The organism is Microbacterium deferens (genome assembly GCF_045517775.1).
Lineage (GTDB): Bacteria > Actinomycetota > Actinomycetes > Actinomycetales > Microbacteriaceae > Microbacterium.
The window spans coordinates 1,399,270-1,424,707 of record NZ_JBEUWT010000001.1 but is presented as its reverse complement, the minus strand read 5'-3'; the positions used below and the strand labels follow the sequence as shown (position 1 = coordinate 1,424,707).

19 protein-coding genes are annotated in these 25,438 nt (G+C 71.1%); 14 read left to right on the top strand and 5 right to left on the bottom strand.

What is annotated here, in order from left to right:
- From ABTU82_RS06765 to ABTU82_RS06740, 6 genes are all read left to right on the top strand, one after another.
- Entirely contained in the window at positions 1-990 is a 990-nt protein-coding gene (locus tag ABTU82_RS06765; protein ID WP_407172522.1) for a LacI family DNA-binding transcriptional regulator, read from the top strand.
- Positions 991-1,084: 94 nt separating this feature from the next.
- A complete protein-coding gene (locus tag ABTU82_RS06760; RefSeq protein WP_407172520.1) occupies positions 1,085-1,225 on the top strand; it encodes a hypothetical protein in 141 nt (46 codons plus the stop codon).
- 360 nt (positions 1,226-1,585) lie between these two features.
- On the top strand, positions 1,586-3,241 hold the full coding sequence (locus ABTU82_RS06755) for an FAD-dependent oxidoreductase (RefSeq protein WP_407172519.1): 1,656 nt from the start codon (positions 1,586-1,588) through the stop codon (positions 3,239-3,241).
- 94 nt (positions 3,242-3,335) lie between these two features.
- Complete coding sequence (locus ABTU82_RS06750; RefSeq protein ID WP_116647994.1) at positions 3,336-3,650, top strand: metal-sensitive transcriptional regulator; 315 nt, start codon at positions 3,336-3,338, stop codon at positions 3,648-3,650.
- Between the two features lie 25 nt (positions 3,651-3,675).
- A complete protein-coding gene (locus tag ABTU82_RS06745; RefSeq protein WP_407172517.1) occupies positions 3,676-4,803 on the top strand; it encodes a glycerate kinase in 1,128 nt (375 codons plus the stop codon).
- On the top strand, positions 4,800-5,840 hold the full coding sequence (locus tag ABTU82_RS06740) for an NAD(P)-dependent alcohol dehydrogenase (RefSeq protein ID WP_116647992.1): 1,041 nt from the start codon (positions 4,800-4,802) through the stop codon (positions 5,838-5,840). Before ABTU82_RS06745 ends, ABTU82_RS06740 begins: the two co-directional genes overlap by 4 nt.
- 85 nt (positions 5,841-5,925) lie before the next feature.
- Here the strand turns inward: ABTU82_RS06740 and pgm are convergent, their stop codons facing one another.
- Positions 5,926-7,572, bottom strand: a complete 1,647-nt coding sequence (gene pgm / locus ABTU82_RS06735) for a phosphoglucomutase (alpha-D-glucose-1,6-bisphosphate-dependent) (protein ID WP_407172515.1) — start codon at positions 7,570-7,572, stop codon at positions 5,926-5,928.
- Positions 7,573-7,673: 101 nt separating this feature from the next.
- Between pgm and ABTU82_RS06730 the strand changes: the two genes are divergently transcribed.
- Positions 7,674-8,330, top strand: coding sequence for a LuxR C-terminal-related transcriptional regulator (locus tag ABTU82_RS06730; protein ID WP_407172514.1), 657 nt, complete (start codon positions 7,674-7,676; stop codon positions 8,328-8,330).
- 7 nt (positions 8,331-8,337) lie between these two features.
- Complete coding sequence (locus ABTU82_RS06725; protein ID WP_407172512.1) at positions 8,338-10,440, top strand: ATP-binding protein; 2,103 nt, start codon at positions 8,338-8,340, stop codon at positions 10,438-10,440.
- Here ABTU82_RS06725 and ABTU82_RS06720 read toward each other — a convergent pair whose 3' ends face one another.
- Both ABTU82_RS06720 and ABTU82_RS06715 read right to left on the bottom strand, forming a co-directional pair.
- Complete coding sequence (locus ABTU82_RS06720) at positions 10,441-11,976, bottom strand: chitinase (RefSeq protein WP_407172510.1); 1,536 nt, start codon at positions 11,974-11,976, stop codon at positions 10,441-10,443.
- The gene (locus ABTU82_RS06715; RefSeq protein ID WP_407172508.1) at positions 11,973-14,222 is read right to left on the bottom strand and encodes a glycosyltransferase family 2 protein; all 2,250 of its coding nucleotides are present in this window, start codon (positions 14,220-14,222) and stop codon (positions 11,973-11,975) included. The genes ABTU82_RS06720 and ABTU82_RS06715 overlap by 4 nt, the downstream gene beginning before the upstream one ends.
- 503 nt (positions 14,223-14,725) lie before the next feature.
- On the opposite strand from ABTU82_RS06715, the gene pheA reads away from it, so the two are divergent.
- The gene (pheA, locus tag ABTU82_RS06710) at positions 14,726-15,679 is read left to right on the top strand and encodes a prephenate dehydratase (RefSeq protein ID WP_116648206.1); all 954 of its coding nucleotides are present in this window, start codon (positions 14,726-14,728) and stop codon (positions 15,677-15,679) included.
- A gap of 90 nt (positions 15,680-15,769) precedes the next feature.
- Here the strand turns inward: pheA and ABTU82_RS06705 are convergent, their stop codons facing one another.
- Complete coding sequence (locus tag ABTU82_RS06705) at positions 15,770-16,831, bottom strand: LLM class flavin-dependent oxidoreductase (protein WP_116647986.1); 1,062 nt, start codon at positions 16,829-16,831, stop codon at positions 15,770-15,772.
- 145 nt (positions 16,832-16,976) lie between these two features.
- The gene (locus ABTU82_RS06700) at positions 16,977-17,987 is read right to left on the bottom strand and encodes a LacI family DNA-binding transcriptional regulator (RefSeq protein ID WP_407172507.1); all 1,011 of its coding nucleotides are present in this window, start codon (positions 17,985-17,987) and stop codon (positions 16,977-16,979) included.
- Between the two features lie 146 nt (positions 17,988-18,133).
- Between ABTU82_RS06700 and ABTU82_RS06695 the strand changes: the two genes are divergently transcribed.
- The 5 genes from ABTU82_RS06695 (at position 18,134) to ABTU82_RS06675 (ending at position 25,438) form a co-directional block, all read left to right on the top strand.
- Positions 18,134-20,146: a beta-galactosidase gene (locus ABTU82_RS06695; protein ID WP_407172505.1), complete on the top strand. Its 2,013-nt coding sequence runs from the start codon at positions 18,134-18,136 to the stop codon at positions 20,144-20,146.
- Positions 20,143-21,057, top strand: a complete 915-nt coding sequence (locus tag ABTU82_RS06690; protein ID WP_407172503.1) for a carbohydrate ABC transporter permease — start codon at positions 20,143-20,145, stop codon at positions 21,055-21,057. The genes ABTU82_RS06695 and ABTU82_RS06690 overlap by 4 nt, the downstream gene beginning before the upstream one ends.
- Positions 21,054-21,959 carry a carbohydrate ABC transporter permease gene (locus ABTU82_RS06685; RefSeq protein WP_407172501.1) on the top strand — a complete coding sequence of 302 codons (906 nt, stop codon included), beginning with the start codon at positions 21,054-21,056 and terminating at the stop codon, positions 21,957-21,959. Before ABTU82_RS06690 ends, ABTU82_RS06685 begins: the two co-directional genes overlap by 4 nt.
- A gap of 78 nt (positions 21,960-22,037) precedes the next feature.
- Positions 22,038-23,363, top strand: a complete 1,326-nt coding sequence (locus tag ABTU82_RS06680) for an ABC transporter substrate-binding protein (RefSeq protein WP_407172499.1) — start codon at positions 22,038-22,040, stop codon at positions 23,361-23,363.
- An 11-nt stretch (positions 23,364-23,374) separates the two neighbouring features.
- Positions 23,375-25,438 (top strand): alpha-galactosidase, encoded by a 2,064-nt coding sequence (locus ABTU82_RS06675; RefSeq protein ID WP_407172497.1) that lies wholly within the window; start codon positions 23,375-23,377, stop codon positions 25,436-25,438.

Sequence of the window (25,438 nt, the reverse complement as noted above, 5' to 3'; positions counted from 1 at the left end):
ATGACCAGGGAGGTCAGGATGCTGCGAGTGTCGATGGCGGATGTCGCCGAGCGCGCGGGGGTATCGGCGCAGACCGTCTCGCGGGTGGCGAACGACAGTCCGCGGGTCGATCCTGAGACCCGCGCCCGCGTCGAGCGCGCGATGAGCGATCTGGGCTACCGCATGCACCGCGCGGCTCGCGCGCTGCGCACGGGGCAGAGCCGCACGATCGGGCTCATCGTCTCGACGCTCGCGACCGTCGGCAATTCCCGGATGCTGCAGTCCATCGCCGAGGTCGCGGCCGCCGGCGACTACGCCCTCACGGTCGCCACCGCCCGTGGCGAGCGGGGCATGCTCGAGGCGTTCGCCCGGCTCCACGACGAGGGAGTGGGCGGTGCCATCGTGCTGAACGAAGCGACCCCCCTCACGCGCGAAGCCGCGGTGCCCGAGGGCATGCGACTCGTCGCCGTGGACTCTGCCCCCGACGACCGCTTCGCCCTCGTGCAGACCGACCACGCCGCGGGTGCGGCCGCGGCCACCCGGCACCTGCTCGATCTCGGGCACCCGACGGTGCACCATCTCGCGGGGCCCGCCGACTCCTTCGCCGCCGTCGAGCGCGAGCGCGGCTGGCGAGAGGTGCTCTCCTCGGCGGGGGTCACCCCGCCGCCGGTTGCCCGCGGCGACTGGACGTCGCGGTCGGGGCACGCCGCAGCATCCGGTCTTGTCGATTCCACGGCCGTGTTCGTGGCGAACGACCAGATGGCGCTGGGTGCCCTGCGCGCCTTCGCCGATGCCGGCCGGCGGGTGCCCGACGACGTCGCGGTGGTGGGCTTCGACGACATCGTGGATGCGGCGGAGTTCCGCCCGCCCCTCACGACCGTCCGTCAGGACTTCGACGAGCTCGGCGCGCGCGCCGTCGCGACCCTGATCGCACTGATCGAGGGCCGAGAGGCCGCGCCCCTGGTGTCGCTCCCGCCCGCCCTCGTGGTGCGGTCGAGCTCAGCGGTCTGACCGCGCGCTCGCCGGTGAGGTGCCACAACCCGGGGTCACGCCCGGCTCTGACGCCCCAGACTGCGGCAACTCGGCGGATCCCTAGGCTGGGCGGATGAGCGCGCAGGCCCCCGACCCGCGGTCGTGTCCGACCTGCGGCGATCCGCTGACGTTCGAGATCCTCGACGATGAGCGGTTCCTCGTGGCGTGGTCGTGCGTGACCTGCGGTCTGATCCGCACCACCGAGCCGGCCTAGCGCCGCTCCCGCACACACGGGAGGCGATGTGCGGTACGGAGGATGCTGTGAGCCAGAGCTCCCTCCGGTGTGCACATCTCCTCCGCAGTGCACGGGAATCGGGCGACGTCGGGGGGTTCAGTTCGAGACGCGCCCGAACAGCCGCGCGAAAACGCCACCCGAGGTCTCGGACTTCGGGTGGCCCGGGCAGCGATCGGCCCGCGGCACTCCGCGCATCACTTCGTCGACGTGCTGGCCGCAGCCGGCCCAACTCGTCTTGCCGCACGTTCGGCACGTCACTTGACGGCACATCGCAACCCCTTTCATCGCAGACGCGGTGTCTGCAGCGAGCAATATACCCCCGGGGGTATCATGGGACCTATGAGAACGATCATTGTCGGCGGGGTCGCCGGGGGAATGTCGGCCGCCACGCGCCTGCGCAGGCTCGACGAGGACCGGGAGATCGTCGTCTTCGAGCGAGGGTCCCACGTGTCGTTCGCGAACTGCGGTCTTCCGTACTACGTGGGCGGGGCGATCGCCGAGCGTTCCTCCCTCCTGCTCCAGACGCCCGAGGCGCTCACCGCGAGGTTTCGGATCACCGTCGCGGTGCGGCACGAGGTCGTGGCGATCGATCCGGTCGCGCACACCGTCGATGTCGTCGACCTCGACTCGGGCGTATCTCGCACGGAGCACTACGACGATCTCGTGCTGGCCATGGGTGCCTCCGCCGAGCCGCGCCACGGTGCGGTGCCGAACACGACGTTGCGGAGCCTTGACGACGTCGATCGGATCATGAGCGTGCTCGCCGACGTCGACGAGCCTCGAGCGGTCGTGGTGGGGGCCGGGTTCATCGGTCTGGAGGCCGTGGAGAACCTGCTGGCCCGAGGGGCTCACGTGACGCTCGTCCAGCGCGGGCCGCAGGTGCTCTCGCCCTTGGATCCTGAGATGGCTGCCCCCGTGCGCCGGGTGCTCGAACACGCCGGAGTCGACGTGCGGTGCGGTACGACGGTCGTCGGAAGCGGCCCCGGGGTCGTCCGGCTGAGCGACGGGACCGAGGTTTCCGCCGATCTGGTCGTCCAGGCGAGCGGCGTCGCCCCGGAGAGCGGGCTCGCCCGGGCTGCCGGCCTCGCCATCGGCCCGACCGGCGGAATCGCCGTCGACCGCCGCCAGCGCACGAGCGTCGCCTCGGTCTGGGCCGTCGGCGACGGAGTGGAGAAGATCGACCGCATCGACGCCGAGCCCACGCTGGTGACCATGGCGGGGCTCGCGAACCGCCACGGTCGCGCGGCGGCCGACGACATCGCCGGGCACGACGCGGGGGAGGCCGCGCCGGCATCGGGCACCTCCATCGTGGGCGTGCTCGGCGTGACCATCGGTCTCATCGGGTGGAGCGAGAGGCGGCTCGCGGCGGCCGGCCGCGCGCACCGGGTGATCCACACGCATCCGTTCTCGCACGCGACGTACTACCCGGGTGCGGAGCAGATGGCGATGAAGCTGCTCGTCGACCCGAACGATGACCGCATCCTCGGCGCGCAGATCGTCGGAGGTGACGGGGTCGACAAGCGCCTCGACGTGATCGCGGTGGCCATGGCGGCCGGTCTCACCGCCTCGTCGCTCTCGAATCTCGAGCTCGCCTACGCCCCGCAATACGGATCCGCGAAAGACCCGATCAACCTGCTGGGCAACGTCGCGGAGAACATCGCGCGGGGGATCGACCGATCGATCCAATGGCACGAGCTCAGCGACTACCGGGCGGCGGGGGCGGTCGTCGTCGACGTGAGGTCGGCCGCCGAGCACGCCGCCGGATCGATTCCCGGCGCGGTGCTCATGCCTCTCGACGAGCTGCGGGCGCGACACCGGGAGCTTCCGAACGCGCCGCTGGTCGTGCACTGCCAGGTCGGGCAGCGCGGCCACACCGCCGTGCGGCTCCTCACCCAGCTCGGCCATGACGTCCGCAACCTCGACGGCGGCTGGCTCACCTGGAGCGCCGGAACATCGGCATCGCAGAATCCTTCCGCGCAAGCCCCCCACGCATGACCGCCCGACCTCGAGAAAGAAGCAGACGTATGCCCCGCCTCACCCCTCGCACGCTCCTTCGATCATCGCCGACACCGGCCAGAGGGGGTCGCGAATGAGCTCCTCCGGTCAGCTTCGAGACCCCGCCGCGACCCGCAAGATCGCGAACCGGCTGAAGCGCGCCCAGGGTCAGCTGGCGGGTCTCATCTCCGCCGTCGAGAGCGGCGGCGACTGCCGCGATGTCGTCACGCAGCTCGCCGCCGTCTCGAGCGCCCTCGACAGGGCGGGCTTCGCAATCATCTCGACGGCCATGCGCGAATGCCTGGACGACGAGGCGACCGCGGGCGAGGCGTCGGAGGGACGGGCGAGCGAGACGGGCGGCGGGCTCACCGTGGCCGAGCTCGAAAAGCTGTTCCTCACCCTCGCCTGAGCGGGCGCGGCGCCAGGATGGTGGCATGGCCCGCATCGTGATGGCACCCGACAGCTTCAAGGGCACCGTCACGGCACCGGATGCGGCGGCCGCGCTCGCCGCGGGCTGGCGCGCGGTGCGCCCCCGCAACGAGATCGTGCTCTCGCCGATGGCCGACGGTGGGGAGGGCACGCTCGATGCCGTGGCGGCGGCCGTTCGGGGGGCCGTGCGCGTGCCCGTCACCGTGCCCGGTCCGGCAGGTGAACCCGTCGGCGCGGTATGGCTCCGCCTCCCCGCCACAGCCGATGCGCCGGCGGGGATCGGGGTGGTCGAGCTCGCGCAGACGTCGGGCATCGAGCTGCTGCACGGGGCGCTTCGCCCGTGGACGGCGTCCACCCTCGGGTTCGGCCGCGCCGTGGCCGCCGCTCTCGCCGCGGGGGTCTCGCAGCTCGTGCTCGCGATCGGCTCGAGCGCCTCGACCGACGGCGGGGTCGGCCTCCTCCGCGCGCTCGGGGCGAGGTTCACCGATGCGGCGGGCGACCCGATCCCCGCGGGGGCCGAGGGGCTGCAGCGTCTCGCGGCCGTCGACCTCGCCGCACTCGCGCCGCTCCCGCCCGGGGGAGTGCGCGTGCTCACCGACGTCGAGAACCCGCTGCTGGGCGCACGGGGTGCGGCCCGGGTGTTCGGTCCGCAGAAGGGGATGGATGCTGCGGGCGTCGCCCGCGCCGACGCGGGCCTGGCACGCCTGGCGTCGTTCGCGCCCGCGGTCGACGCGGCCGCTCCGGGCGCCGGGGCCGCGGGCGGTACGGGCTGGGCGCTTCTCGCCTGGGGTGGCGACCTGGTCGCGGGCGCGCCGGAGATCGCCGCGTTGACGGGACTGGTCGAGTCCGCCGCATCCGCCGACGTCGTCGTCACGGGCGAGGGCGCGTACGACCGGCAGTCGGCCGCGGGCAAGGTGCCGGCGTTCGTCGCGGCGCTGGCTCCCGGCCGCACGGCGCTCGTCTGCGGTCGCCTCTCCGCCGACGCCGACGTGTCGGCCTTCACGGCGACCGTGTCGCTGGCCGAGCTCGCGGGGTCGGCCGCGGCGGCAGTGCTCGATCCCGTCGTGTCAATCCGCGCCGCGGGGGCCCGGCTCGCGGATACGCTCGAACTCCATCCCCGAGGAGTCACATGACCACCGTTCGCGCGTACGCCGCCGCATCCGCCACCTCCCCCCTCGAGCCCACGACGATCGACCGCCGCGAGGTCGGCCCGCGCGACGTGCTCATCGACATCGCCTACGCGGGCATCTGCCACTCCGACATCCACACGATCCGCGGCGAGTGGGGCGAGGTCGCCTACCCGCTCACGGTCGGGCACGAGATCGTCGGCACCGTCGCCGAGGTCGGCTCCGACGTCACCCGCCACGCCGTCGGCGACCGCGTGGGCGTCGGATGCATGGTCAACTCCTGCCGCGAGTGCGAGAACTGCCTCGCCGGCGAGGAGCAGTACTGCCTGAAGGGCAATGTCGGAACCTACGCCAACGTCGACCGCGACGGCTCGATCACCCAGGGCGGCTACGCGCAGAAGGTGGTCGTCGACGAGGACTTCGTTCTGCGTGTGCCCGAGGCGATCCCGTACGAGAAGGCGGCGCCCCTGCTCTGCGCCGGCATCACGACGTATTCGCCGCTGCACCACTGGAACGCCGGACCCGGCAAGAAGGTCGCCGTCGTGGGCCTCGGCGGGCTCGGGCACATGGCGGTCAAGATCGCGCACGCGATGGGCGCCGAGGTGACCGTGCTGTCGCAGAGCCTGCGCAAGAAGGACGACGGCCTCGCCATGGGCGCCGACCACTATTACGCCACGAGCGACCCCGAGACGTTCGAGACGCTCAAGAACAGCCTCGACCTCATCGTCAACACCGTGAGCGCACCGCTCGACCTGAAGCAGTACCTCGGTCTGCTCTCGCTCGACGGCACGATGGTCAACGTCGGCGCGCCGCCCGAGCCGCTGCCGATCCAGGTGTTCACGCTGTTCTCGAACCGCCGCTCGTTCGCCGGCTCCAGCATCGGAGGCATCCGTGAGACGCAGGAGATGCTCGACTTCTGCGCCGAGCACGGCATCGCGCCCGAGGTCGAGCTCATCGACGCCGCGCAGATCAACGAGGCCTACGAGCGCGTGCTCGCCAGCGACGTGCGGTACCGCTTCGTGATCGACGCCGCCACCATCTGACCCGCCGCCGCTGCGTGCGCGGCGACGAACGACGACACCCCGGTCTCGATGAGGCCGGGGTGTCGTCGTGAGCGGATGCTGCGGGTCAGGACCCGCCGAGGGCCTCGGCGACGACCGCGCGCGCCTGCTCCTGCACCTCGCGGAGGTGGCCTTCGCCGCGGAGCGATTCCGCGTAGAGCTTGTAGACGTCTTCGGTGCCGGAGGGGCGCGCGGCGAACCACGCGTCTTCGGTCTGCACCTTCAGGCCGCCGATCGCCGCGCCGTTGCCCGGAGCGTGCGAGAGCTTGGCCGTGATGGGCTCGCCGGCGAGCTCGGTCGCGGTGACCGCGTCGGGCGAGAGCTTCGCGAGAGCCGCCTTCTGCGCGGGGGAGGCGGGCGCATCGACCCGCTGGTACGCCGACGAGCCGTAGGTGTCTTCGAGCTCCGCGTAGCGCTGCGACGGCGTCTTGCCGGTCACCGCGAGGATCTCGGCGGCGAGCAGGGCGAGCAGGATGCCGTCCTTGTCTGTGGTCCAGACCGTTCCGTCGGTGCGCAGGAACGACGCCCCGGCCGATTCTTCGCCGCCGAACGCGACCGAACCGTCGAGGAGGCCCGGCACGAACCACTTGAAGCCCACCGGCACCTCGAGGAGGGTGCGGCCGAGCGACGCGGCGACCTTGTCGATGATCATCGACGACACGAGCGTCTTTCCGACCGCGGCATCCGCAGGCCAGCCCGGCCGGTGCGCGAAGAGGTAGTCGATCGCGACGGCGAGGTAGTGGTTCGGGTTCATCAGGCCCGCGTCGGGGGTGACGATGCCGTGGCGGTCGGCGTCGGCGTCGTTGCCGGTGAGGATGTCGTACTCCTCGCGGCGGGCGACGAGTGCGGCCATCGCGGACGGAGACGAGGGATCCATGCGGATCTTCTCGTCCCAGTCGAGCGTCATGAAGCGCCACGTCGGGTCGACATCGGGGTTCACGACCGTGAGGTCGAGGCCGTAGTGCTCGCCGATGAGCTGCCAGTACTCCACCGATGCGCCGCCGAGCGGGTCGGCGCCGATACGCACGCCGGCGCGCTTGATCGCCTCGATGTCGATGATCCCCTCGAGGTCGCGCACGTACGCTTCGCGGAAGTCGTACTCGCCGAGCGCCTCGCCGTCGATGTCGGCGTAACGCGTGCGCTGCACGCCGTCGAGGTCGGCGGCGATGAGCTCGTTCGCGCGGTCGGCGATCCAGCTCGTCGCGTCGGTGTCGGCGGGGCCGCCGTGGGGCGGGTTGTACTTGAAGCCGCCGTCACGGGGAGGGTTGTGGCTGGGGGTGACGACGATGCCGTCGCCGCGGGTCGGGTCATCGAGCGCCTTGCCGCGGTTGTGGTTGAGGATCGCCAGGCTCAGCGCCGGGGTGGGCACCCACGAGTCGCGTGCGTCGATGCGCACGTCGACGCCGTTCGCGACGAGCACCTCGATCGCGCTGCGCTCGGCGGGCAGCGACAGCCCGTGCGTGTCGCGGCCGAGGAACAGGGGCCCGCGGATCCCCTGCGCCGCACGGTAGTCGACGATCGCCTGGGTGGTGGCGAGGATGTGGTTCTCGGTGAAGCTCGTCGACAACGACGAGCCGCGGTGGCCGCTCGTGCCGAAGGCGACGCGCTGCTCCGGGATCGTCACATCGGGCTTGCGGTCGTAATAGGCCGAGATCAGTTCATCGATGTCGATGAGATCGGATGCTTCGGCGGGGCGTCCTGCGCGACTGCTCATTCCCCCAGTCTGCCCGGTGAGAGCCCGTTGCGGGACGCCTTTGACACGAACTGCTGGTTTCGCACCCCTGCCGACCCTCGGGTTAGGCCATACTCAGTCAGATGGGGCAAGGGGCGGGGCCGGCGCGCATCGCGATCGTCGACGATCATGAACTGGTGGGGCTTGCCGTTCGCAGCCTGGTCGAAGGGGCCGAGGGGCTCGTCTTCGCCCGGCACGAGCGATCGGTCGCCGACATGGTCGCTCAGGCGCGCGACGCGGATCTGGTGCTGCTCGATCTCAGCCTGAGAGACGACACGACGCCCGACCGCAATGTCGACACGCTGCGGGCCTGGGGCGCGCACGTTCTTGTTCTCACGTCGGCGGAGAACCCCTTCCTCATCCGCGAGGCCTCGCGCACCGAGGCGCTCGGGATCGCGCGAAAGTCGACTCCGGGTGACGAACTGGTGGCCGTCATGACCGCGGCCGCGGCCGGCGAGCATGTGCCGAGCACGGAGTGGGCGTCGGCGCTCGACACCGACCCGACCCTCCACGCGGCGCCGCTGACTCTTCGCGAGCGCGAGGTGCTGTCGCTCTACGCCTCCGGGATGGGTGCGCGAGAGGTCGCCGCGGCGCTCTTCGTGAGCGAGAACACCGTCAACGATCATCTGCGCCGCATCCGGTCGGTCTATCGCCTGATCGGGCGCCCGGCCACGACGAAGGTCGATCTCTACCGACGCGGTATCGAGGACGGCTTCGTGCCTGTCCCGAGTCGCGGCTGACCTCTCGATGAACGTCGGCCGCGCGGAGCTGGCCACTCTGCGCCTGCTGATGGTCGCCGTCGGCATCTCGGCGGTCGTGTCGATGCTCGTGGGCACCCTGGTCGCCGACCCGTCGGGGCGGGCGGGGGTGCCGTTCTGGCATCTGATGCTGAGCGGCGCGGCGTACGCCGTGCTGACCCTCGTCGCGGCTGCGGCGCCGTGGTCGTCGGCGCGGGTGGTGCGGGTGGGAGCCGGTATCGGTGTGGCGGCTTACGCGGTCGGCATGTTCTCCTTCGCGCCGGCGACGGGTCTGGTCAGCGGCGGGGGGACCGTGCCATGGTCGATGACGAGCATCGGCGTCGTCGCTCTGGCGACTGTCGTGGCGGGAGGCGAGCGCCTCGGGTGGGTGGTCATCGCCTCGTGGTCGGTCATGATCGCGGTGTACCGGGTGGTGCTGGGCGGGTACTCGCTCAACGGCTTCGTGAACGACGCGCAGGCGATGCTCTCGGCGGGTCTGCTCTGCGTGGTCGGTGCGAGCGTCCTGCGCGCCGCGGTGGAGCTGGACGCGGCGACCGACCGCGCCGAGGCCGCCATCCGCCGCGAGGCGACGGAGCGGGGTCGCCTGGCTGCCCGTGCGCGTGGCGCCGCTTTCGTTCACGATGAGGTGCTGGCCGCTCTCCGCGGCGCGGCGGACGCACTCCCCTTGACGGCGGATGCCGTTCGCCGTCAGGCGCTGCGGGCGACGGGGATCGTCGATCACCGCGACGGGGAGACGGACTGGCTCGCGGATCTTCGTGGGGCGGCCCTCCGCGCCGACGCGCGGGTCGATGTGTCTGCGACCGCCGATGCGGTCACCGCGGAGGACGACGTGGCGCGCGCCCTGGTGACGGCCTCGCGACAAGCGCTCGACAACAGCATCCGACATGCCGACGGGAGCCGTCGCCGCGTGAGTGTCTCGCTCGACGCGGACGGCGCGCGCGTCGAGATCAGCGACGACGGGTCGGGGTTCGACCCCTCGGCGGTCGCCGCCGACCGGTTGGGCATCGCGCTGAGCATCATCGGCGTCATGCGGGCGGTTCCCGGCGGCGATGCGGTGGTGCTGTCGACGCCCGGCGACGGCACGACGGTGCAGCTCACCTGGCGACCGCCTCTCCCCGCCCCCGACCCGAGCGACCGCACCCGGGGCGCGCTCCGGCTGCGGATGACGGCGGCCGCGGGGCTGTTCCTCGTCGCCCAGTCGTTCATCGCGATAGCCGCGGCGCTCGGGAGCAGCTGGCCGCTGCCGACTCTCTTCACCCTCGCCGGGGTGCTCGCCGCCGCCGAGGTGGTCCGTCGCGCCCCGCGCTCGGTGTTGTCCGTCGTTCGGGCCTCGGTCACGGCCGCCCTCCTGTGGGTGGTGGTGGCCGTCGCCCTCGTCGCGACCCCGGCCCCCATCACCTATGGCACGGGGTGGTTCCTGCCCGCGGCGGGATTCGTGCTCGTCTTCGTCGCGCTGCGCGGCAGGCCCATGATCGCCCTGGGCGGCGCCGCGGCGATGCTGCTGGTCCTCGCCGCCGACGCCTCCGTGCGCGGGGGAGCGCCGGTGCAACTGGTCAGCGCCGGTGTGCGCACGGCCGTCGTCGTCGGTCTCGGGGCCACCGCGGCGTTCGCGCTCGCGCGCCTCCGGCGTTCCACGATCGCGGTGGCCGACAAGGTGTTGCAGGTCGCACGGCGCGGAGCGTGGGACGCCGCCGTGCAGCGCGAACTCGACATCCACGCCCACGAGGTCGACCGCTATGCGCGCCCCCTTCTCGAGCGTGTTGCGAGAGGGGAGCAGCTCGCCGACGCCGACCGGGCGCTGGCGCGGGCGGTCGAGGGCAGATTGCGCGATGGTTACCGTGCCGGGCGTCTGCTGAGCGAGGCCGTGATCGACGCAGCCATGGCCGCTCGCATCCGCGGGGTCGACGTGGTGCTCCTCGACGACGCGGGCGATGCGACCCCCGCCGACGCCGACCTCCCGTCCATCACCGACTGGATGTCCGGGGAGCTCGCGCGCGCCGAGCGCAAGTTCGTCGGACGCCTCCTGCCGGCGGACCGCCCGCATCGCGCGCAGGCGCTCGTGGATGGGCGTTCGTCGACGTTCGGAGGGTGATCAGGGCTCGGTGAGCACCTTCCACGGCGAGTAGTCGCGGTCGAGCACCGAGCGGTCCGGTCGTTTCCCCTGCGACCACCACCGGGCCTCGTATCCCGTCCCCTCCCACATGACCCGATCGCCCTGGTCGTACAGGGTCGCCGGATCCCAGCCGGGGTAGGTGCCCTCGGGGAGGGTCGGCAGGGTGAACGGGTGGTCGGTCGCGAGGACCGGTCCGAGGTACGTCCACGCGGAGGCTGCGGCATCCAGGCTCGGGTCGTCGGGCGCTGCGCCGTCCTCGTTCCACCATTTCGAGATATAGACCGACCCGTTCCAGACCACCGTCACTCCGGCGGAGTAATACGTCGTCGACGTCCAGATCGGGTAGGGGCTGGTCTCGGGATCGTCGGGGACCCCGGGAGTGCGGGGTGCGGCGGTGGCTGTCGGGGGGGAGACGTATCCCTCGGCGAGGAGATCGGCGAACCGCTCTCCGACCTGCTCCACGCCGCTGCACTCGTTCGACACGACACCCGTGTAGACGTAGTTCGAGCCGCACGTGCGATCCCGGTTGATCGACCACATCGATAGCCGAGCCATGCCACGCTCCGTGGCGAAGGCGTTCAGTGCGCGGGCGTCGTCGGTCGAGAACACCTCTCCGGGGACGTCGTTGCGCCCGATCATCGGCGTCGCTCCGAGCATGCTCCACACGCCGCCCGGCGGCAGTGCGAGGTCGCGCGCGGTCCAGGTCTCTCGCAGCTGCGCGGCGGTCGCGTCGAGAGCACCCGTGCTGAGATCGATGAGCGAGGCGGTTCCCCCGCTGCCGTAGTTCATGGTCATCGCGTTGACGCCCGCGATCTCCACACCCGCATCGAGCATGTCCTCCACCAGGGCGAGCCCTTCGGAGGTGAGCCCGTCGGGCGCCACGGGGAGCGTCAGCCAGACCGTCAGCACTCGATCATCGGCCGCGCGCTCCTGCTGCAGCGCGGCGATCGCCTCGGCCCGCCGCGTCGAGGCCGCCGTGTCGGAGAGGGTGTCTCCTTCGATGTCGAGGTCGATCGTGTCGACCCCGTACCGATCGACGACGTCGCGGTAGGCGCCGACGAGATCGTCGGTGTCGGTGCACGCGACGGCGAGCTCGGTGTTGACGGCGCCGCCGAACGAGACCGCCACCGGCCGCCCCTCGCCGACCAGGCGGGCGACACGACGGTCGAGTTCGAATCGACCGGCTGCGTCGTCGAGTCCGTAAGCCTTCCCCCACGTCGGCGTGCAGTCGTGCTCGTCGGCCGCGACGACGAACGCGAGCACGACGCCACCCGCGCTGTCGGCGAGGTTGCTGCGGGCGAGCTTCTCACCGTCCTCGAGGGTGACGTCGTAGTACCCGGCGAACCATCGGTGGTCGTTCGCTGCCGCCACGTCGGTCGGCAGGAACGGCGTGATCGCGGCGCCGACGGCCACCGCTCCGGCGGCGAGCGCGGCCGCGACCGTCGACACCGCCCGGATCGGCGAGAGGCGACGGCCGGCGAACCGCGTTCCGGAGCGAGCGCTGTGCGGGCTCATCGGAGTGCCCCGGTCGGCTCGAGCACGCCGTCTTCGAGCACGCGACGCCAGGGCTGTGCGGCGTGCTCGCCTCGAGGCTCACGGGTCGCCGCGGGAGCGTCCACCCAGATCCATTCCAACCACCCGTTCCAGATGTCGGAGATCGCGTTCCGGACGCCGATCAGCCGCACCACGGCCCCGGCGATGCACAGCGCCGTGAAGGCGGCGAACGCCGCGGCCGGCCAGGCGCCCTCGGATGCTGCGCGGAGGCCGATGAGCGCGGCGCCGACGGCGATGGCCAACGGTGCGACGACGTAGAGGGCACCCGCGGGAGTGCGGGTGTGCACCTTCGGGGTGCGGGCGAAGGCCGACGTCCCGCCGGAGAGCGCCTGCGCGATGGAGGCCATCGTGCCGGCGAGGTTGACGGCGACGAGCAGGAGGTTCAGCCCGTAGATCCCGAGCACGTCGATCCGCCGGTACCCGAGGTAGCGCAGGTCGCGGGCCATCTCGATGAAGTAGGGCAATGCGATCAGGAGCAGGACGATGCTGACCAGCTCGCCGTCGAGCGGGAAGACGGTCATGAGCACCAGCAACCCCACCGTCACCCAGGCGATGGAGCCGAGGTAGTTGGCGCGCAGCATCCGCTCCACCAGTGTGAGGGGATGGCCGGTTCCGCGACGTCGGACGGTGAGGGCGTGGAGGCGGGGCAGCACCAGAAGCCCGCCGTTCGCCCATCGGCGGCGCTGGATGACGAGCGAGCCGAAATCGGAAGGGGTGGTGCTGTAACTCAGCCGCTCGGGGTAGTTCCACAGGCTCCAGCCGTGATCGACGATGTCGATGCTCGACTCGGTGTCTTCGATGACGGTCACGCCCTGGATGAACCGGACGACCTCGACGCCGTCCTCCACCGTGGTGCGTCGGAGGTCTTCGAGGGCGGCGCGGCGGATGATCGCGTTGGCCCCGACCCAGAAGGTCGCGGAGAAGGCGGTGAGCCCCTGGTGCACGACGTGCTGCAGGTCGGTCGTCGCTCCGGCCAGGCGTTCGATCCGCGTCTGGGTGCCCCGGTAGGCCGAGTAGGGAGTCTGGATGACGGCCACCCGCTCGGAGCCGGGCTGGTGGAGCTGGTGGGCCAGCCGTAGCGCGTACTCGGGCAGCAGCTGGGAGTCGGCGTCGAGGGTGAGCACGAGATCGCACTCCGGAACCTCGACGATCTCGTACCGTTCCTCGGGGGAGCGGAGCGATTCGGTCGCGGTGGCGCCGGCGACACGCAGCCGGTGGCGCCCGCCGATCAGACCGAGGTAGGCGTTGAGGTTCATCGCCTTCGTGGCCTCGTGCGACAACGACGCGTACCGCTTGCGTTCGAAGACGTCGGTCTCCACGGAGAAGATCGACGACACCCGGCGCAGCAGCTGCAGGGCGCGTCCCTGATCGAGCGCGTAGCTCGCGTCTTCGCCGGCCTCGCGCAGCGCCGACGCCGATGCGTCGAGGTCGTCGGCCAGGGAGCGCAGCACGCGCTCGACGAAGAACAGCTCGACGTTGGTCCCGGTCGGTTCGGAGTCGGCCATCCGTCGCAACCAGGCGGTCGCCTGGTCGTAGACGTCGGCCACCCGTGCGACGTCGACGACGGCAGCGGGGTGCCGGACGATGTCGTCGATCACCGCCCGAGCTTCGCTGCGGACGGGCTGCAGGGCCTCGGTGATCTCGACGGCGACCGCTCGGGTCGCATCGAGACGCGCGGCGACGGTCGGATCGGAGGGCGCCGGAGGATCGTCGAGCAGCAGCACCACGCGCAGGTGGGGCACCTCCTGCAGGGCCGCCGACCAGAGGCTCATGCGCACAACGGCCGGATCCTCGGCGTAGGAGGGCACGAGCGCGAGCACGCGCACCGGGTTCTCGGCGAAGAACGTGTCGATGTCGGCCCGACGTGCGCGGCGGTGGCGCTCGAAACGCGGCAGCGCGCCGGCGCGGGCGAGGAGGTACATGCACGCCGAGAAGGTGAGGGCGGTCACCGAGACCAGGAACACGATCGTGCCGAGGAGATGCCACACCGAGGTCAGCGCCTCGCCGCGCGCGAGCGTGACGGCGACGGTGGTCATATACAGCGCCCACAGTCCCGCGCACAGGGCCACCGCGAATCGGGCGCGCACGATCACGGCCCGGCCCGGGCGTGCGTGCATCGCCGGCTGCGTGCGGGCGGTGTTCGTGCGTTCGCGTCGGCGGTGGCGCGTGGATGCGGTGCGCGAGCGGCCGGGTGCTGATCGGGTCATGGCGGCGGGACCTTTCGTCCGCGCGGTACGAGAACGCTTCAGCGCGGATCTGTCGGACGGCTGGCCCTCGGGGAGGAGGCCGCACACATTGTCGACCCGCACCCCCGGGCACGAGACCCCCTCGGGCCACTGTTTCGGGGGGTTGTGGCCGGATGCGGAAAACCACCATTTTCGGTGGTCGGCGTCCACGGACGCGGCCCACGGGCTTGCGTAGCGTGTATCGAGTCGCACCGATGCTCGAGCCCTGGGGGCGCGACCACCTTCCCGCAGCAACCTGCTGTGCGCCCTCGGGACTCGGACGCCGGATGCGACGCATACTCCCACGGCGCGGACGACCTCGCGCCGAGGATCGGACGAAGCAGCACCCCGGTGCCGCAGGCGCAGCCGTCGGCACCACGGATACGTCATCGCGGACCCGCGCCGAGATGCTGCTTCTCCCGGAGCTCAGGGGGGCCTCCGGTGGGCGGGTGGGGTGGTCGGTGGGGGCTAGGCTGATCGCCGTGATGCCCGAGACCGCCCCCACCCGCCGCACATACAGCTACCTCGGGCCGGCGGGAACCTTCACGGAGGCCGCGCTCGCACAGGTGCCCGAGGCCCGCGATCAGCACTGGCGCGCAGTGAGGAACGTCGGTGAGGCGCTCGCCGACGTCGTCGAGGGGCGATCGGATGCCGCGATGATCGCGATCGAGAACTCCGTCGACGGCGGGGTCTCGACCGCACAGGACGCGCTGGCCACGATGCCCGGTCTTCGGATCGTCGGCGAGTATCTGGTGCCGGTCAACTTCGTGCTCGTCGGGCGACCCGGCACCCGGCTCGAGGATGTGTCGCTCGTGGCGGGCCATCCGGTGGCCTACGCCCAGTGCCTCGGCTGGCTGACCGACGCCCTGCCCGCGCACGCGCACATCCCCGCGGCCAGCAACGTCGCCAGCGCCCTCGGGATCCTCGACGGCACGAGCGACGCCGACGCCGCGATCGCGGCCCCCGGCATCGTGGCCCATCACGATCTCGCCGTGCTCGCCGAGAGCATCGGCGACAACCCCAATGCCGTGACCCGGTTCGTGCTCGTCAGCCGCACGGTCGCGCCGGCACCGCCGACCGGTGCCGACAAGACCTCTCTGATCGTCGAGCTGCCCGAGGACCACCCGGGTGCCCTGCTCGAGCTCCTCGAGCAGTTCGCGACGCGCGGCATCAACCTGAGCCTGCTGGCGTCGCGCCCGATCGGCGATGCACTCGGGCGCTACCGCTTCGTCATCGACGCCGACGGCCACGTGTACGACGAGCGCATGGCCGACGCCCTCCTCGGGCTGCGCCGCTTCAGCCCGAAGATGATCTTCCTCGGCTCGTACGCCCGCGCCGATCGCGCGATCGTCCGCTACCCCGATCGCTACTCCGACGACGTCTTCGTCGAAGCGCGCGACTGGCTGCGCTCGCTCATCAGCGGCGAGCCCGAGGCGTAGCGACCTCTGAGACACCGCGACCGGCCGAGACACCGCGCCAGGCGGGGTGTCTCAGCCGGGAGGGGTGTGTCGACGGCCGGATGCGGCGCGTCAGGCGGCGACGGGAACGAGCGCGCCGGCGACCTGCGACAGCGTCTGCACCCGTCCGTCGGCCGCGTCGAGCGGCTCACCGTCGAAGGCGCCGGCGATCGGTGAGAGCATGACCTCGTCGACCCCGTGGCGGGCGGCGAATGCGGTGAGCTCGGCGGCGACGGAGTCGCCCGTGCCGACGAACCACGTCGCGCGCGTCTGCGACATCAGCGACTCGGCCATCGCATCGAACGGCAGCGCGCGCGCCTGCTCGACGGTCTCGAGCGGCACGAGAGGCATGTTCGAGCGCAGACGCGCCATCATGCGCAGCTGGGGCAGCGCCCGCGCCTCGGCCTCGTCGGCGGTCGGGGCGGCCACCGCGTTCACCGTGAGGAACGTGCGCGGCGCGGCGAGGGTCTCACTCGGCTGGAACCCGGTGCGGTAGAGGTCGAGCGCTCGCTCGAGCCCGTGGCCCGAGAAGTGGTTCGCGAAGACGTACGGCAGGCCCAGTGCGGCCGCGAGCGATGCGGAATAGTCGCTCGATCCGAGCAGCCAGACCTCGGGCGAGCCGGATGCTGCGGGTGTCGCGTGCACCGTGTACTCGCCGCCGGAGCTGAAGCGCACGGTGGCGCCCTCCGGGGAGGTGAGGGCGAGAATGTCGCGGATGTGCTCGGGGAAGCGGTCGACGTCGCTCGTCGTGCCCGACCGGAAGAGCAGCTGCGTGATCACGGGGTCGGAGCCGGGGGCGCGACCGATCCCGAGGTCGACCCGCCCCGGTGCGACCGCCTCGAGCGCGGCGAACTGCTCGGCCACGACCAGCGGGGAGTGGTTCGGCAGCATGACGCCGCCCGACCCGACGCGGATGCGGCTGGTGCGTCCGGCGGCTGCCGCGATCAGCACCGGCGGCGTCGTCGAGGCGACGGCGGGCATGTTGTGGTGCTCGGCGAACCAGTATCGGCGGTAGCCGAGCTCTTCGGCACGGGCGACGAGGTCGAGGGAGGCGGAAACGGCCTGCGCGCTCGACTGGCCGGCTCGGACCGGGATGAGATCGAGAACGGAGAGGGCGAGCGGCGGAGTAGTCATCGCCGGATGCAACGACGCAGCATCCGCTCGCATTCCGGGTCGCGCGCCGGGTTTGGGGCGTGTTCTTCGGCCCGGGGCGCGGTATTCCCCGCCCCGAGCAGAAAACTGCGCCCCGAACTCGGTGTCGCAGCCGGGCGAAGAGCGCTCAGGCCGACGCGCGCCAGACCACGGGGCACTCGAGCACGATCGGCTCGGGATCGGCGCCGGCGAGCTGGCGCAGCACCGATTCCGCCGCGGCGCGGCCGAGCTCGGTCGCCGGTTGGTGCACGGTCGACAGCGGGGGATCGCAGCGCAACGCCCACGAGCTGTCGTCGAATCCGACGACGCCGACGTCGCCCGGGATGCTGCGGCCCGACGACTGCAGCACCTCCATCGCGCCGGCGGCCACGGCGTCGCTCGAGGCGAAGATCCCGTCGATGTCGGGGGCGCGCTCGAGGAGCGCGCGCATGCCCGCCTGCCCGTCGGAGTAGGAGTACAGCGGGATCCGTTGCACGAGCGAGGGGTCGAAATCTCCGCCGAGCGCGTCGACGAACCCGGCGAGGCGATCCGCACCGGAGTCGCGGTCGAGGGCCGCGGCGATCATGCCAACCCGGCGCCGGCCCGTGCCGACGAGGCGAGTCGTGATCTCTCGAGCGGCGTTGCGGTTGTCGATCGCCGCGTAGGCCGCCGATCCGAGGTCGCGGGGGTGGCCGACGAACGCCGCCGGCAGGCCGAGGTCGCGCACCGCGCGGGTGATCGGGTCGCCCACGCGCGCCGAGACGACGATGACGCCGTCGATCAGTCCGCCGCTGAGGTAGTGGGTGAGACGGTCGACATCGCGGGTGGTGTCGGCGATGAGGCAGGCCATCTGGTAGTCGGCCTCGGAGAGCGTGGAGTTCGCTCCGAGCAGGATCGACGCGATGTTGGGGTCTTCGACGAACAGCGAGTGCGGTTCGTGCACGATGAGGCCGACCGCCTGGGAACGCTGGACGACCAGGCTGCGCGCGGCGCGATTGGGCACGAACCCGACTTTCGCGATCGCCGCGTCGATGGCCGTCCGGGCGTCGTCGGAGACGTAGCGCTGACCGTTGAGCACCCGGCTGACGGTGCCGCGCGAGACGCCGGCCTCGATCGCCACGTCGTTCACTGTCGCGCGTCGTCGTCTCGTCCCCTCCATGGTTGCCATCGTATGTGCACGCGCACATGTCAGTCGTTCCGTGTTGACAGGTCGTTCGCGGTCCACTTACTCTGTTCACGTTCACAGAGCCTCAGCGCAGAGGAACAGCGCCTCGGCCTGTGTACGTTCACACACCGAGGAGCCCAATGACATCCGCCCGCCGCCCGTTCGTTCACGACGGGGTCGCCTACGGCTGCGACTACAACCCCGAGCAGTGGGATCCGACGGTCTGGTCGGAGGACGTCGCCCTGATGCGCGAAGCCGGCGTCGACCTCGTCGCGATCAACGTTTTCGGCTGGTCGCACGTCGAGCCGCGCAATGGCGAATTCGACTTCGCCTCGCTCGACCGGGTGATCGAGCTGCTCGACGATGCGGGGATCAAGGTCAACCTCGGCACCGGAACGTCATCGCCTCCGCCGTGGCTGACGCGGCTCCACCCCGAGATCCTCCCCGTGACCGAGGACGGCACCACCCGCTACCCGGGCGGACGCCAGGCATGGTGCCCGAGCTCGCCCGTCTTCCGCGACGCGGCGCTCACCCTCGTCGACGCGGTCGCCCGTCGCTACGGGTCGCACCCCGCGGTGGAGCTCTGGCACGTCTCGAACGAGCTCGGGTGCCACAACGCCCTGTGCTTCTGCGACACCAGCGCGGCGGCGTTCCGCGACTGGCTCGAGGCCCGCTACGGCACGATCGACGCGCTCAACGCGGCGTGGGGAACGGCGTTCTGGAGCCAGACCTATCGCGAGTGGGCCGAGATCCTCCCGCCGATGGCGAACCTGTCCACCCGCAATCCGGGCCAGCAGCTCGACTTCCACCGGTTCAGCTCCGACGCGTTGCTGGACTACTTCCGCGCCGAGGCCGAGATCATCCGCGCGGTCAGCGACAAGCCCGTCACGACGAACTTCATGGTCACGGCGCACATCGAGAACCTCGACTACTGGTCGTGGGCCGCCGACATGGACGTGATCGCCAACGACCACTACCTCGACCACCGCCTCGCCGATCCGCGCACGGAGCTCTCCTTCGCCGCCGACCTGTCGCGAGGACTCGCCGGCGGTGCCCCCTGGCTGCTCATGGAGCACTCCACCGGCGCCGTCAACTGGCAGCCCCTCAACCGGGCCAAGGCGCCCGGCCAATTGATCCGCAACTCGCTGACGCACGTCGCCCGCGGTGCCGATGCGGTCTGCTTCTTCCAGTGGCGGGCTTCGGTGCAGGGGAGCGAGAAGTTCCACTCCGCGATGCTTCCCCACGCCGGAACCGACACCGCGCTGTGGCGCGAGGTCGTGGAGCTGGGCGGGATCGTCGACCGCCTCGGCGACGTGGCGGGTTCGCGCGTCGAGGCCGACGTCGCCATCGTCTTCTCGTGGGAGTCGTGGTGGGCCGCCGGCACCGAGTCGCGCCCGAGTCACGCCCTGGGGTACCTCGATCAGGTGCACGCCGCGTACGCCGCGCTTCATTCCCAGGGGCTGACCGTCGACGTGATCGCACCGGGCGCCGACCTGTCGTCCTACCGCCTGGTCGTCGTGCCGGGTCTGCACCTCGTGCGCGCCGCCGACGCATTGGTGATCACCGACTGGATCGCCGCCGGAGGCACCGCCGTGGTCACCTTCTTCTCGGGAACTGTCGACGAGAACGACCGGGTGTACACCGGGGGTTACACCGGCCCGTTCCGCGAGGCACTCGGCGTCGCCGTCGAGGAGTTCGCGCCCGTCGCCGCCGACGAGCCGCTGCGGCTGGCGTCGGGGGCGACCGCGTCGCTGTGGTCGGAGCGGATGCGCGTGACCACCGCGACAGAGATCGATGTCTTCGTCGATGGTCCCTCGGCGGGCGGCGCTGCCGTCACGCGCAACGCCTGGGGCGACGGGACGGCGTGGTACCTCGCGACCCTGCCTTCGCCCGCCGACTACCGAGCCCTGCTCGAGCGGGTCGCCGCCGAGGCCGGCGCGGTGCCGTCGGTGCGGGTGCGCGCGGGCGCAGACGTCGAGACGGTGCGCCGCCGCGGCGAGAATGCCGCCTACATGTTCGTGATCAACCACGGTCACGATGTCGCGGTCGTCGAGACGACCGGGTACGACCTCGTGACGGATGCTGCAGTGTCGGGCGAGATCGAGATCCCGGGCGGAAGCGTCCGCATCATCCGAGAGGAGTCGCTGGTATGAGCGTCGCTGTCAGGGCGGGAACCCGCCCCCCGAAGGAACGCCGACGACGGGTCGCCCACAAGGGTGCCATCGGCATGTTCCTCACGCCGTTCGGCGTGCTGTTCGCCCTGTTCTACCTGCTGCCCATCGCGTACGCGATATGGCAGTCGCTGCTCGTCGTCGAGCGCGACGGAACGTACGGCGCGCCGCGTCAGGTGTTCGGGTGGTTCACCCAGTACGCCCTCGTGCTGCAGAACGGCCCGTTCTGGGAGTCGGTCGGGCGCGTGCTGCTGTTCGGCGTCGTGCAGGTGCCGGTGATGCTCGGTCTCGCGCTGCTGTTCGCGCTGCTGCTGGACTCGCCCGCGCTGAAGGGCAAGCGCTTCTTCCGGCTCGCGTTCTTCGTGCCCTACGCGGTGCCGGGCGTCATCGCCGCGATCATGTGGGGCTTCCTGTTCTCCCCAAACCTCTCGCCCTTCACCGGGGTGACGCAGTCGGTCGACTTCCTCTCACCGGAGCTCGTGCTGTGGGCGATCGCGAACGTCGTCACGTGGGTCTACGTCGGCTACAACATGCTCATCATCTACTCCGCGCTCCTGGCGATCCCGCAGGAGATCTACGAGGCCGCGCGTCTCGACGGCGCCGGGCAGATCCGCATCGCCTGGTCGATCAAGATCCCGATGGTCGCCCCCGCGATCGTGCTGACGGCGATCTTCTCGATCATCGGCACGCTCCAGCTGCTCGCCGAGCCGCAGGTCTTCCGTTCGTTCAGCTCGGCCGTCTCGAGCACCTTCACCCCGAACATGACGGTGTACGCGACGAACTCCATCCCCAACATCAACCTGGCGGCGGCCTTCTCCGTCGTGCTGGCGCTCGCGACATTCGTGCTGTCGTTCGCCTTCTTGAAGCTCACCCAGCGGAAGGCGGACCGATGAGTCTCCTCACGCGCACCGCAGGTGCGACGGCCGACGATACGACAGCGAGCGGCCGGAAGGGCCCCCGCGAGAGCCTTCTGTCACGCTCGGCCGCACTCATCGTCATGGGCGTCTTCACGCTCTACTTCCTGCTGCCCATCTGGTGGCTGTTCATCGCCTCGACGAAGGATCGCGGGCAGCTGCTGACGACCCCGTCACTGTGGTTCGCTGACGTCAACCTCTTCGAGAACATCGGCGCCCTCGCCTCGTACGGCGACGGGATCTACTTCCGGTGGCTGCTCAACAGCCTCGGCTACGCCGGTCTCGGCGCGCTGCTGGCGACCGTGGTGGCCAGCATGGCCGGGTACGCGCTGGCGAAGTACCGCTTCCCGGGTCGCGAGCTCTTCTTCAACGTGGTGCTCGGCGGGGTGCTCGTGCCCGCGACGGCCCTCGCGCTGCCGCTGTTCCTGCTCTTCAGCCAGGTGAACCTGACGAACACCTACTGGGCGGTGCTGCTTCCCAGCATCGTCAGCCCGTTCGGCGTGTACCTCAGCCGCATCTACGCGGCCGCGAGCGTGCCCGATGAATTGATCGAGGCGAGCCGGCTCGACGGGGCGGGGGAGGTGCGCACCTTCTTCACGGTCTCGGTGCGCCTCATGACGCCGGCGCTGATCACGGTGTTCCTCTTCCAGTTCGTCGCGATCTGGAACAACTTCTTCCTGCCGCTGATCATGCTGCGCAGCGAGGAGTTCTTCCCGGTGACCTACGGCCTCTACGCCTGGAACACCCAGCTGAACCAGATCCCCGAGCTGCGCACCTACGTGCTCGTCGGATCGCTCCTCAGCATCATCCCGCTCATCATCACGTTCCTTCTGCTCCAGCGGTTCTGGCGCAACGGACTCGGCAGCGGGTCCGTGAAGTAGGCCGCCGAACGACCCCCCGGCCCGACGGCTCCGCCCGAGGGCCTTCCCACCCCGCACCACCCAACAGTGAGGAAGAACATGCAGCACACCAAGAGGGCAGTCGCCATGGGCGTCGCACTGCTCAGCGCGATCGCCTTGGCCGGATGCTCCACCGGTTCCACCGGCACCGGCGGCGAAGCAGCCGCCTGCGCGCCGTCCGAGGGCGATGTCACGCTCGAGTTCACGTCGTGGATCCCTGGCATCGAAGACGCCGCGGCGATCTGGAACGCCGAGAACCCCAACATCCAGGTGCAGGTGCAGACCGGCCCGAACGGCAACTCCGGCACCTACCAGAACTTCTTCAGCCAGCTCGAGGCGGGCAATGCCCCCGACCTCGGTCAGATCGAGTACGACGCGCTGTCGAGCTTCCGCGTGCAGGACGGTCTCGAAGACCTCTCCAACTGCGAGGACGTCGTGGCGGCCGAGGCCGACTTCATCCCGTGGACCTGGAACCAGGTCACCCTGGGCGGCGACGGCGTCTACGGCATCCCGCAGGACTCCGGACCCATGGCGCTGTTCTACCGCTCCGACCTGTTCGAGCAGAACGGTATCGCCGTCCCCACGACCTGGGACGAATACAAGGAAGCGGCGAAGCAGATCCGCGCGCTGGGCGGCTACATCACCAACTTCTCCACCGCCGACATCAACCAGTTCGCGGGCTTCGTCTGGCAGGCCAACGGCGACTGGTTCACCAACGACGGCGATGCCTGGTCGGTCGACCTGACCGGGGACGCCTCGAAGACCGTCGCGGACTACTGGCAGGAGCTCCTCGACGAGGACCTCGTCGCGACTTACCCCGCCTGGACCGAGGAGTGGAACAACGCCTACAACTCCAGCGAGGTCTGGAGCTGGACGTCGGCCGTCTGGGGTGCGAACTCGATCTCGAGCGGCGCTCCCGACACCGCCGGCAAGTGGTCGGTCGCTCCCGCCCCGCAGTGGGAAGCCGGCGAGAGCGCGGCCGGAAACTGGGGCGGCTCGTCGGTCGCCGTCTTCAAGGGCAGCGAGCACGTCTACGAGGCCGCGAAATTCGCCCTGTGGCTGAACACGTCGGAGGAGGCACTCACCGCTCTGAACGAGTCGGCGAACATCTACCCGGCGACGACCGCGGGCCTGGAGCTCCCCTCGCTGCAGGAGGGCGTGGAGTTCTACGGCGGCCAGGCGATCTACGACGTGTTCGCCAAGGCAGCCGCCGAGGTCAACCCCGATTTCGTGTGGGGTCCGACCATGACGCAGACGTACGCCGACGTGTCGGACGGGTTCCAGAAGGCCGTCACCGGACAGGGAACGCTCCTCGAAGCGCTCGAGTCGGCGCAGTCGTCGACCGTCTCGACGCTCAAGGCGCAGTCGATCCCCGTCGCAGAATAGGAAGCATTGCTGTGATCCACCACCTCCGTGCCGCGGGCGTCAGCCTCATCGTCGACGCCCGCGGTGCGGGGGTGCCCGCTCTCCTGCACTGGGGAGCGGATCTCGGCGACCTCTCGCACGACGACCTCTCCACCCTCGCAGACACGCTGGTGCCGGCGATCCCGCCGAGCTCGATCGACGAACCGCTGCGGCTCACCCTGCTCCCCGACCTCGCCGACGGCTGGTCGGGGCGTCCCGCGCTCGGTATCGCGCGCGGGAACGGCCGCGCGCGCCTCGACGCGGTCGAGCGCGACGGCTCGCGGCTGACCGTCTCGTCGCGCATCGGCGACCTCGCGGTGGTCTCCACCCTGGTCCTCACCCCCGAGGGGGTGCTCCTCGCGCGGCACGAGGTGCGCAACGACGGCGTCACGCCGGTGGCGCTCGTCTCGGCCGGCGTCGTCCTCCCCCTTCCCGACCGCGCGGTCGAGCTCCTCGACTTCACCGGCCGGTGGGCGCGCGAACGCTCGCCGCAGCGCATCCGGCCCGGACACGGGGCGTGGACGCGCGAGTCACGTCACGGTCGCGGCGGGCACGACGACGCCTTCCTCCTCGCCGCGGGCACCCCCGGCTTCGGATTCCGCGTCGGTGAGGTGTGGGCGACCCACGTCGCCTGGAGCGGAGACACCGCGGCGTGGTTCGAACGCACCGCGCTCGGCCGCACGGTCGTCGGCGGAGGAGAGCGGATCGGCCTCGTCGAGCTCGAGCCCGGCGAGGGCTACACGACGCCGACCCTGGTGGGCGCCTGGTCGGGTCACGGGCTCGACGGCGTGAGCGACCGCCTCCACCCCTGGGTGCGCTCGTGGTCGACGATCCGCGCGCCCCGGCCGCTGACGCTCAACACGTGGGAGGCCGTCTACTTCGATCAGTCGCTCGAGCGGCTCCAACCGCTCATCGACCGCGCCGCCGACGTCGGGGTCGAGCGGTTCGTGCTCGACGACGGCTGGTTCCTCGGCCGCCGCGACGACCGCCGCGCGCTCGGCGACTGGACGGTCGACCCGGGCACCTGGCCCCAGGGCCTCACCCCCCTGATCGAGAGCGTCCGGTCGGCCGGCATGGAGTTCGGCCTGTGGGTCGAACCCGAGATGGTCAGCCTCGACTCCGACCTCGCGCGGGCCCACCCCGACTGGCTCCTCAGCCCCGCCGACGGCATGACCTGGCGGTGGCAGCACGTGCTCGACCTGTCGCAGGAGCCGGTACGGGCCCACCTGTTCGAGCGGCTCGACGCGCTGCTGTCGCAGCATCCGATCGCCTTCCTCAAGTGGGACCACAACCGCGACCTCCTCGTCGACGACACGCACGCCCAGGTCGTCGCCCTGTACGGTCTGCTCGACGACCTGCGCGCCGCGCACCCGGGCGTCGAGATCGAGTCGTGCGCGTCGGGTGGCGCGCGCATCGACCTCGAGATGCTGCGTCGCACCGACCGGGTGTGGGCGAGCGACACCAACGACCCCCTCGAGCGCCAGGCCGTTCAGCGGTGGACCGGGGTGCTCGTGCCGCCCGAGTATGTCGGCTCGCACCTCGGCGACGCGCACGCGCACACGACCGGTCGCGCGTCGTCGCTGTCGTTCCGCCTCGCCACGGCGCTGTTCGCGAGCGCCGGCATCGAGTGGGACCTCACGCGTGCGTCGGAGGAGGAGCTCTCGGCCGTGCGCATCTGGGCCGACGCCTACCGGCTCTACCGGGGACTGCTGCACACCGGTCGCACCGTGCGCGCCGACCTTCCCGAGCCGGGCGTGCTCGTGCACGGCGTGGTCTCGCCCGACGGCCGCGAAGCATTGGCGGCCTACGTCGCCACCGACGGGGCGGAGGCCGCCCTGCCGCCGCGGTTCGCCCTGCCCGGACTCGACGCCGGTCGGCGCTACAAGATCGTGCCCGTCGACCTCGGCGCATCTCCGCTCACGCTGCAGGACGCACCGCCCCCGTGGCTGGCCGACGGCGTCACGCTCTCGGGGAGCGCGCTGGCGACGGTGGGCCTGCCCATGCCCCTGCTGCTTCCGGGCAACGCGCTGGTGCTCTCGCTCACCGCCGTCGACTGA

What these genes read in the sequence shown, in the direction of transcription:
- ABTU82_RS06765 (WP_407172522.1), top strand. Translation starts at nt 1, where the DNA reads ATGACCAGGGAGGTCAGGATGCTGCGAGTGTCGATGGCGGATGTCGCC.
- ABTU82_RS06700 (WP_407172507.1), bottom strand. Translation starts at nt 17,987, where the DNA reads ATGGAGGGGACGAGACGACGACGCGCGACAGTGAACGACGTGGCGATC.
- ABTU82_RS06730 (WP_407172514.1), top strand. Translation starts at nt 7,674, where the DNA reads ATGGGGCAAGGGGCGGGGCCGGCGCGCATCGCGATCGTCGACGATCAT.
- ABTU82_RS06755 (WP_407172519.1), top strand. Translation starts at nt 1,586, where the DNA reads ATGAGAACGATCATTGTCGGCGGGGTCGCCGGGGGAATGTCGGCCGCC.
- ABTU82_RS06715 (WP_407172508.1), bottom strand. Translation starts at nt 14,222, where the DNA reads ATGACCCGATCAGCACCCGGCCGCTCGCGCACCGCATCCACGCGCCAC.
- ABTU82_RS06745 (WP_407172517.1), top strand. Translation starts at nt 3,676, where the DNA reads ATGGCCCGCATCGTGATGGCACCCGACAGCTTCAAGGGCACCGTCACG.
- ABTU82_RS06740 (WP_116647992.1), top strand. Translation starts at nt 4,800, where the DNA reads ATGACCACCGTTCGCGCGTACGCCGCCGCATCCGCCACCTCCCCCCTC.
- pgm (WP_407172515.1), bottom strand. Translation starts at nt 7,572, where the DNA reads ATGAGCAGTCGCGCAGGACGCCCCGCCGAAGCATCCGATCTCATCGAC.
- pheA (WP_116648206.1), top strand. Translation starts at nt 14,726, where the DNA reads ATGCCCGAGACCGCCCCCACCCGCCGCACATACAGCTACCTCGGGCCG.
- ABTU82_RS06720 (WP_407172510.1), bottom strand. Translation starts at nt 11,976, where the DNA reads ATGAGCCCGCACAGCGCTCGCTCCGGAACGCGGTTCGCCGGCCGTCGC.
- ABTU82_RS06680 (WP_407172499.1), top strand. Translation starts at nt 22,038, where the DNA reads ATGCAGCACACCAAGAGGGCAGTCGCCATGGGCGTCGCACTGCTCAGC.
- ABTU82_RS06725 (WP_407172512.1), top strand. Translation starts at nt 8,338, where the DNA reads ATGAACGTCGGCCGCGCGGAGCTGGCCACTCTGCGCCTGCTGATGGTC.
- ABTU82_RS06760 (WP_407172520.1), top strand. Translation starts at nt 1,085, where the DNA reads ATGAGCGCGCAGGCCCCCGACCCGCGGTCGTGTCCGACCTGCGGCGAT.
- ABTU82_RS06690 (WP_407172503.1), top strand. Translation starts at nt 20,143, where the DNA reads ATGAGCGTCGCTGTCAGGGCGGGAACCCGCCCCCCGAAGGAACGCCGA.
- ABTU82_RS06695 (WP_407172505.1), top strand. Translation starts at nt 18,134, where the DNA reads ATGACATCCGCCCGCCGCCCGTTCGTTCACGACGGGGTCGCCTACGGC.
- ABTU82_RS06750 (WP_116647994.1), top strand. Translation starts at nt 3,336, where the DNA reads ATGAGCTCCTCCGGTCAGCTTCGAGACCCCGCCGCGACCCGCAAGATC.
- ABTU82_RS06685 (WP_407172501.1), top strand. Translation starts at nt 21,054, where the DNA reads ATGAGTCTCCTCACGCGCACCGCAGGTGCGACGGCCGACGATACGACA.
- ABTU82_RS06705 (WP_116647986.1), bottom strand. Translation starts at nt 16,831, where the DNA reads ATGACTACTCCGCCGCTCGCCCTCTCCGTTCTCGATCTCATCCCGGTC.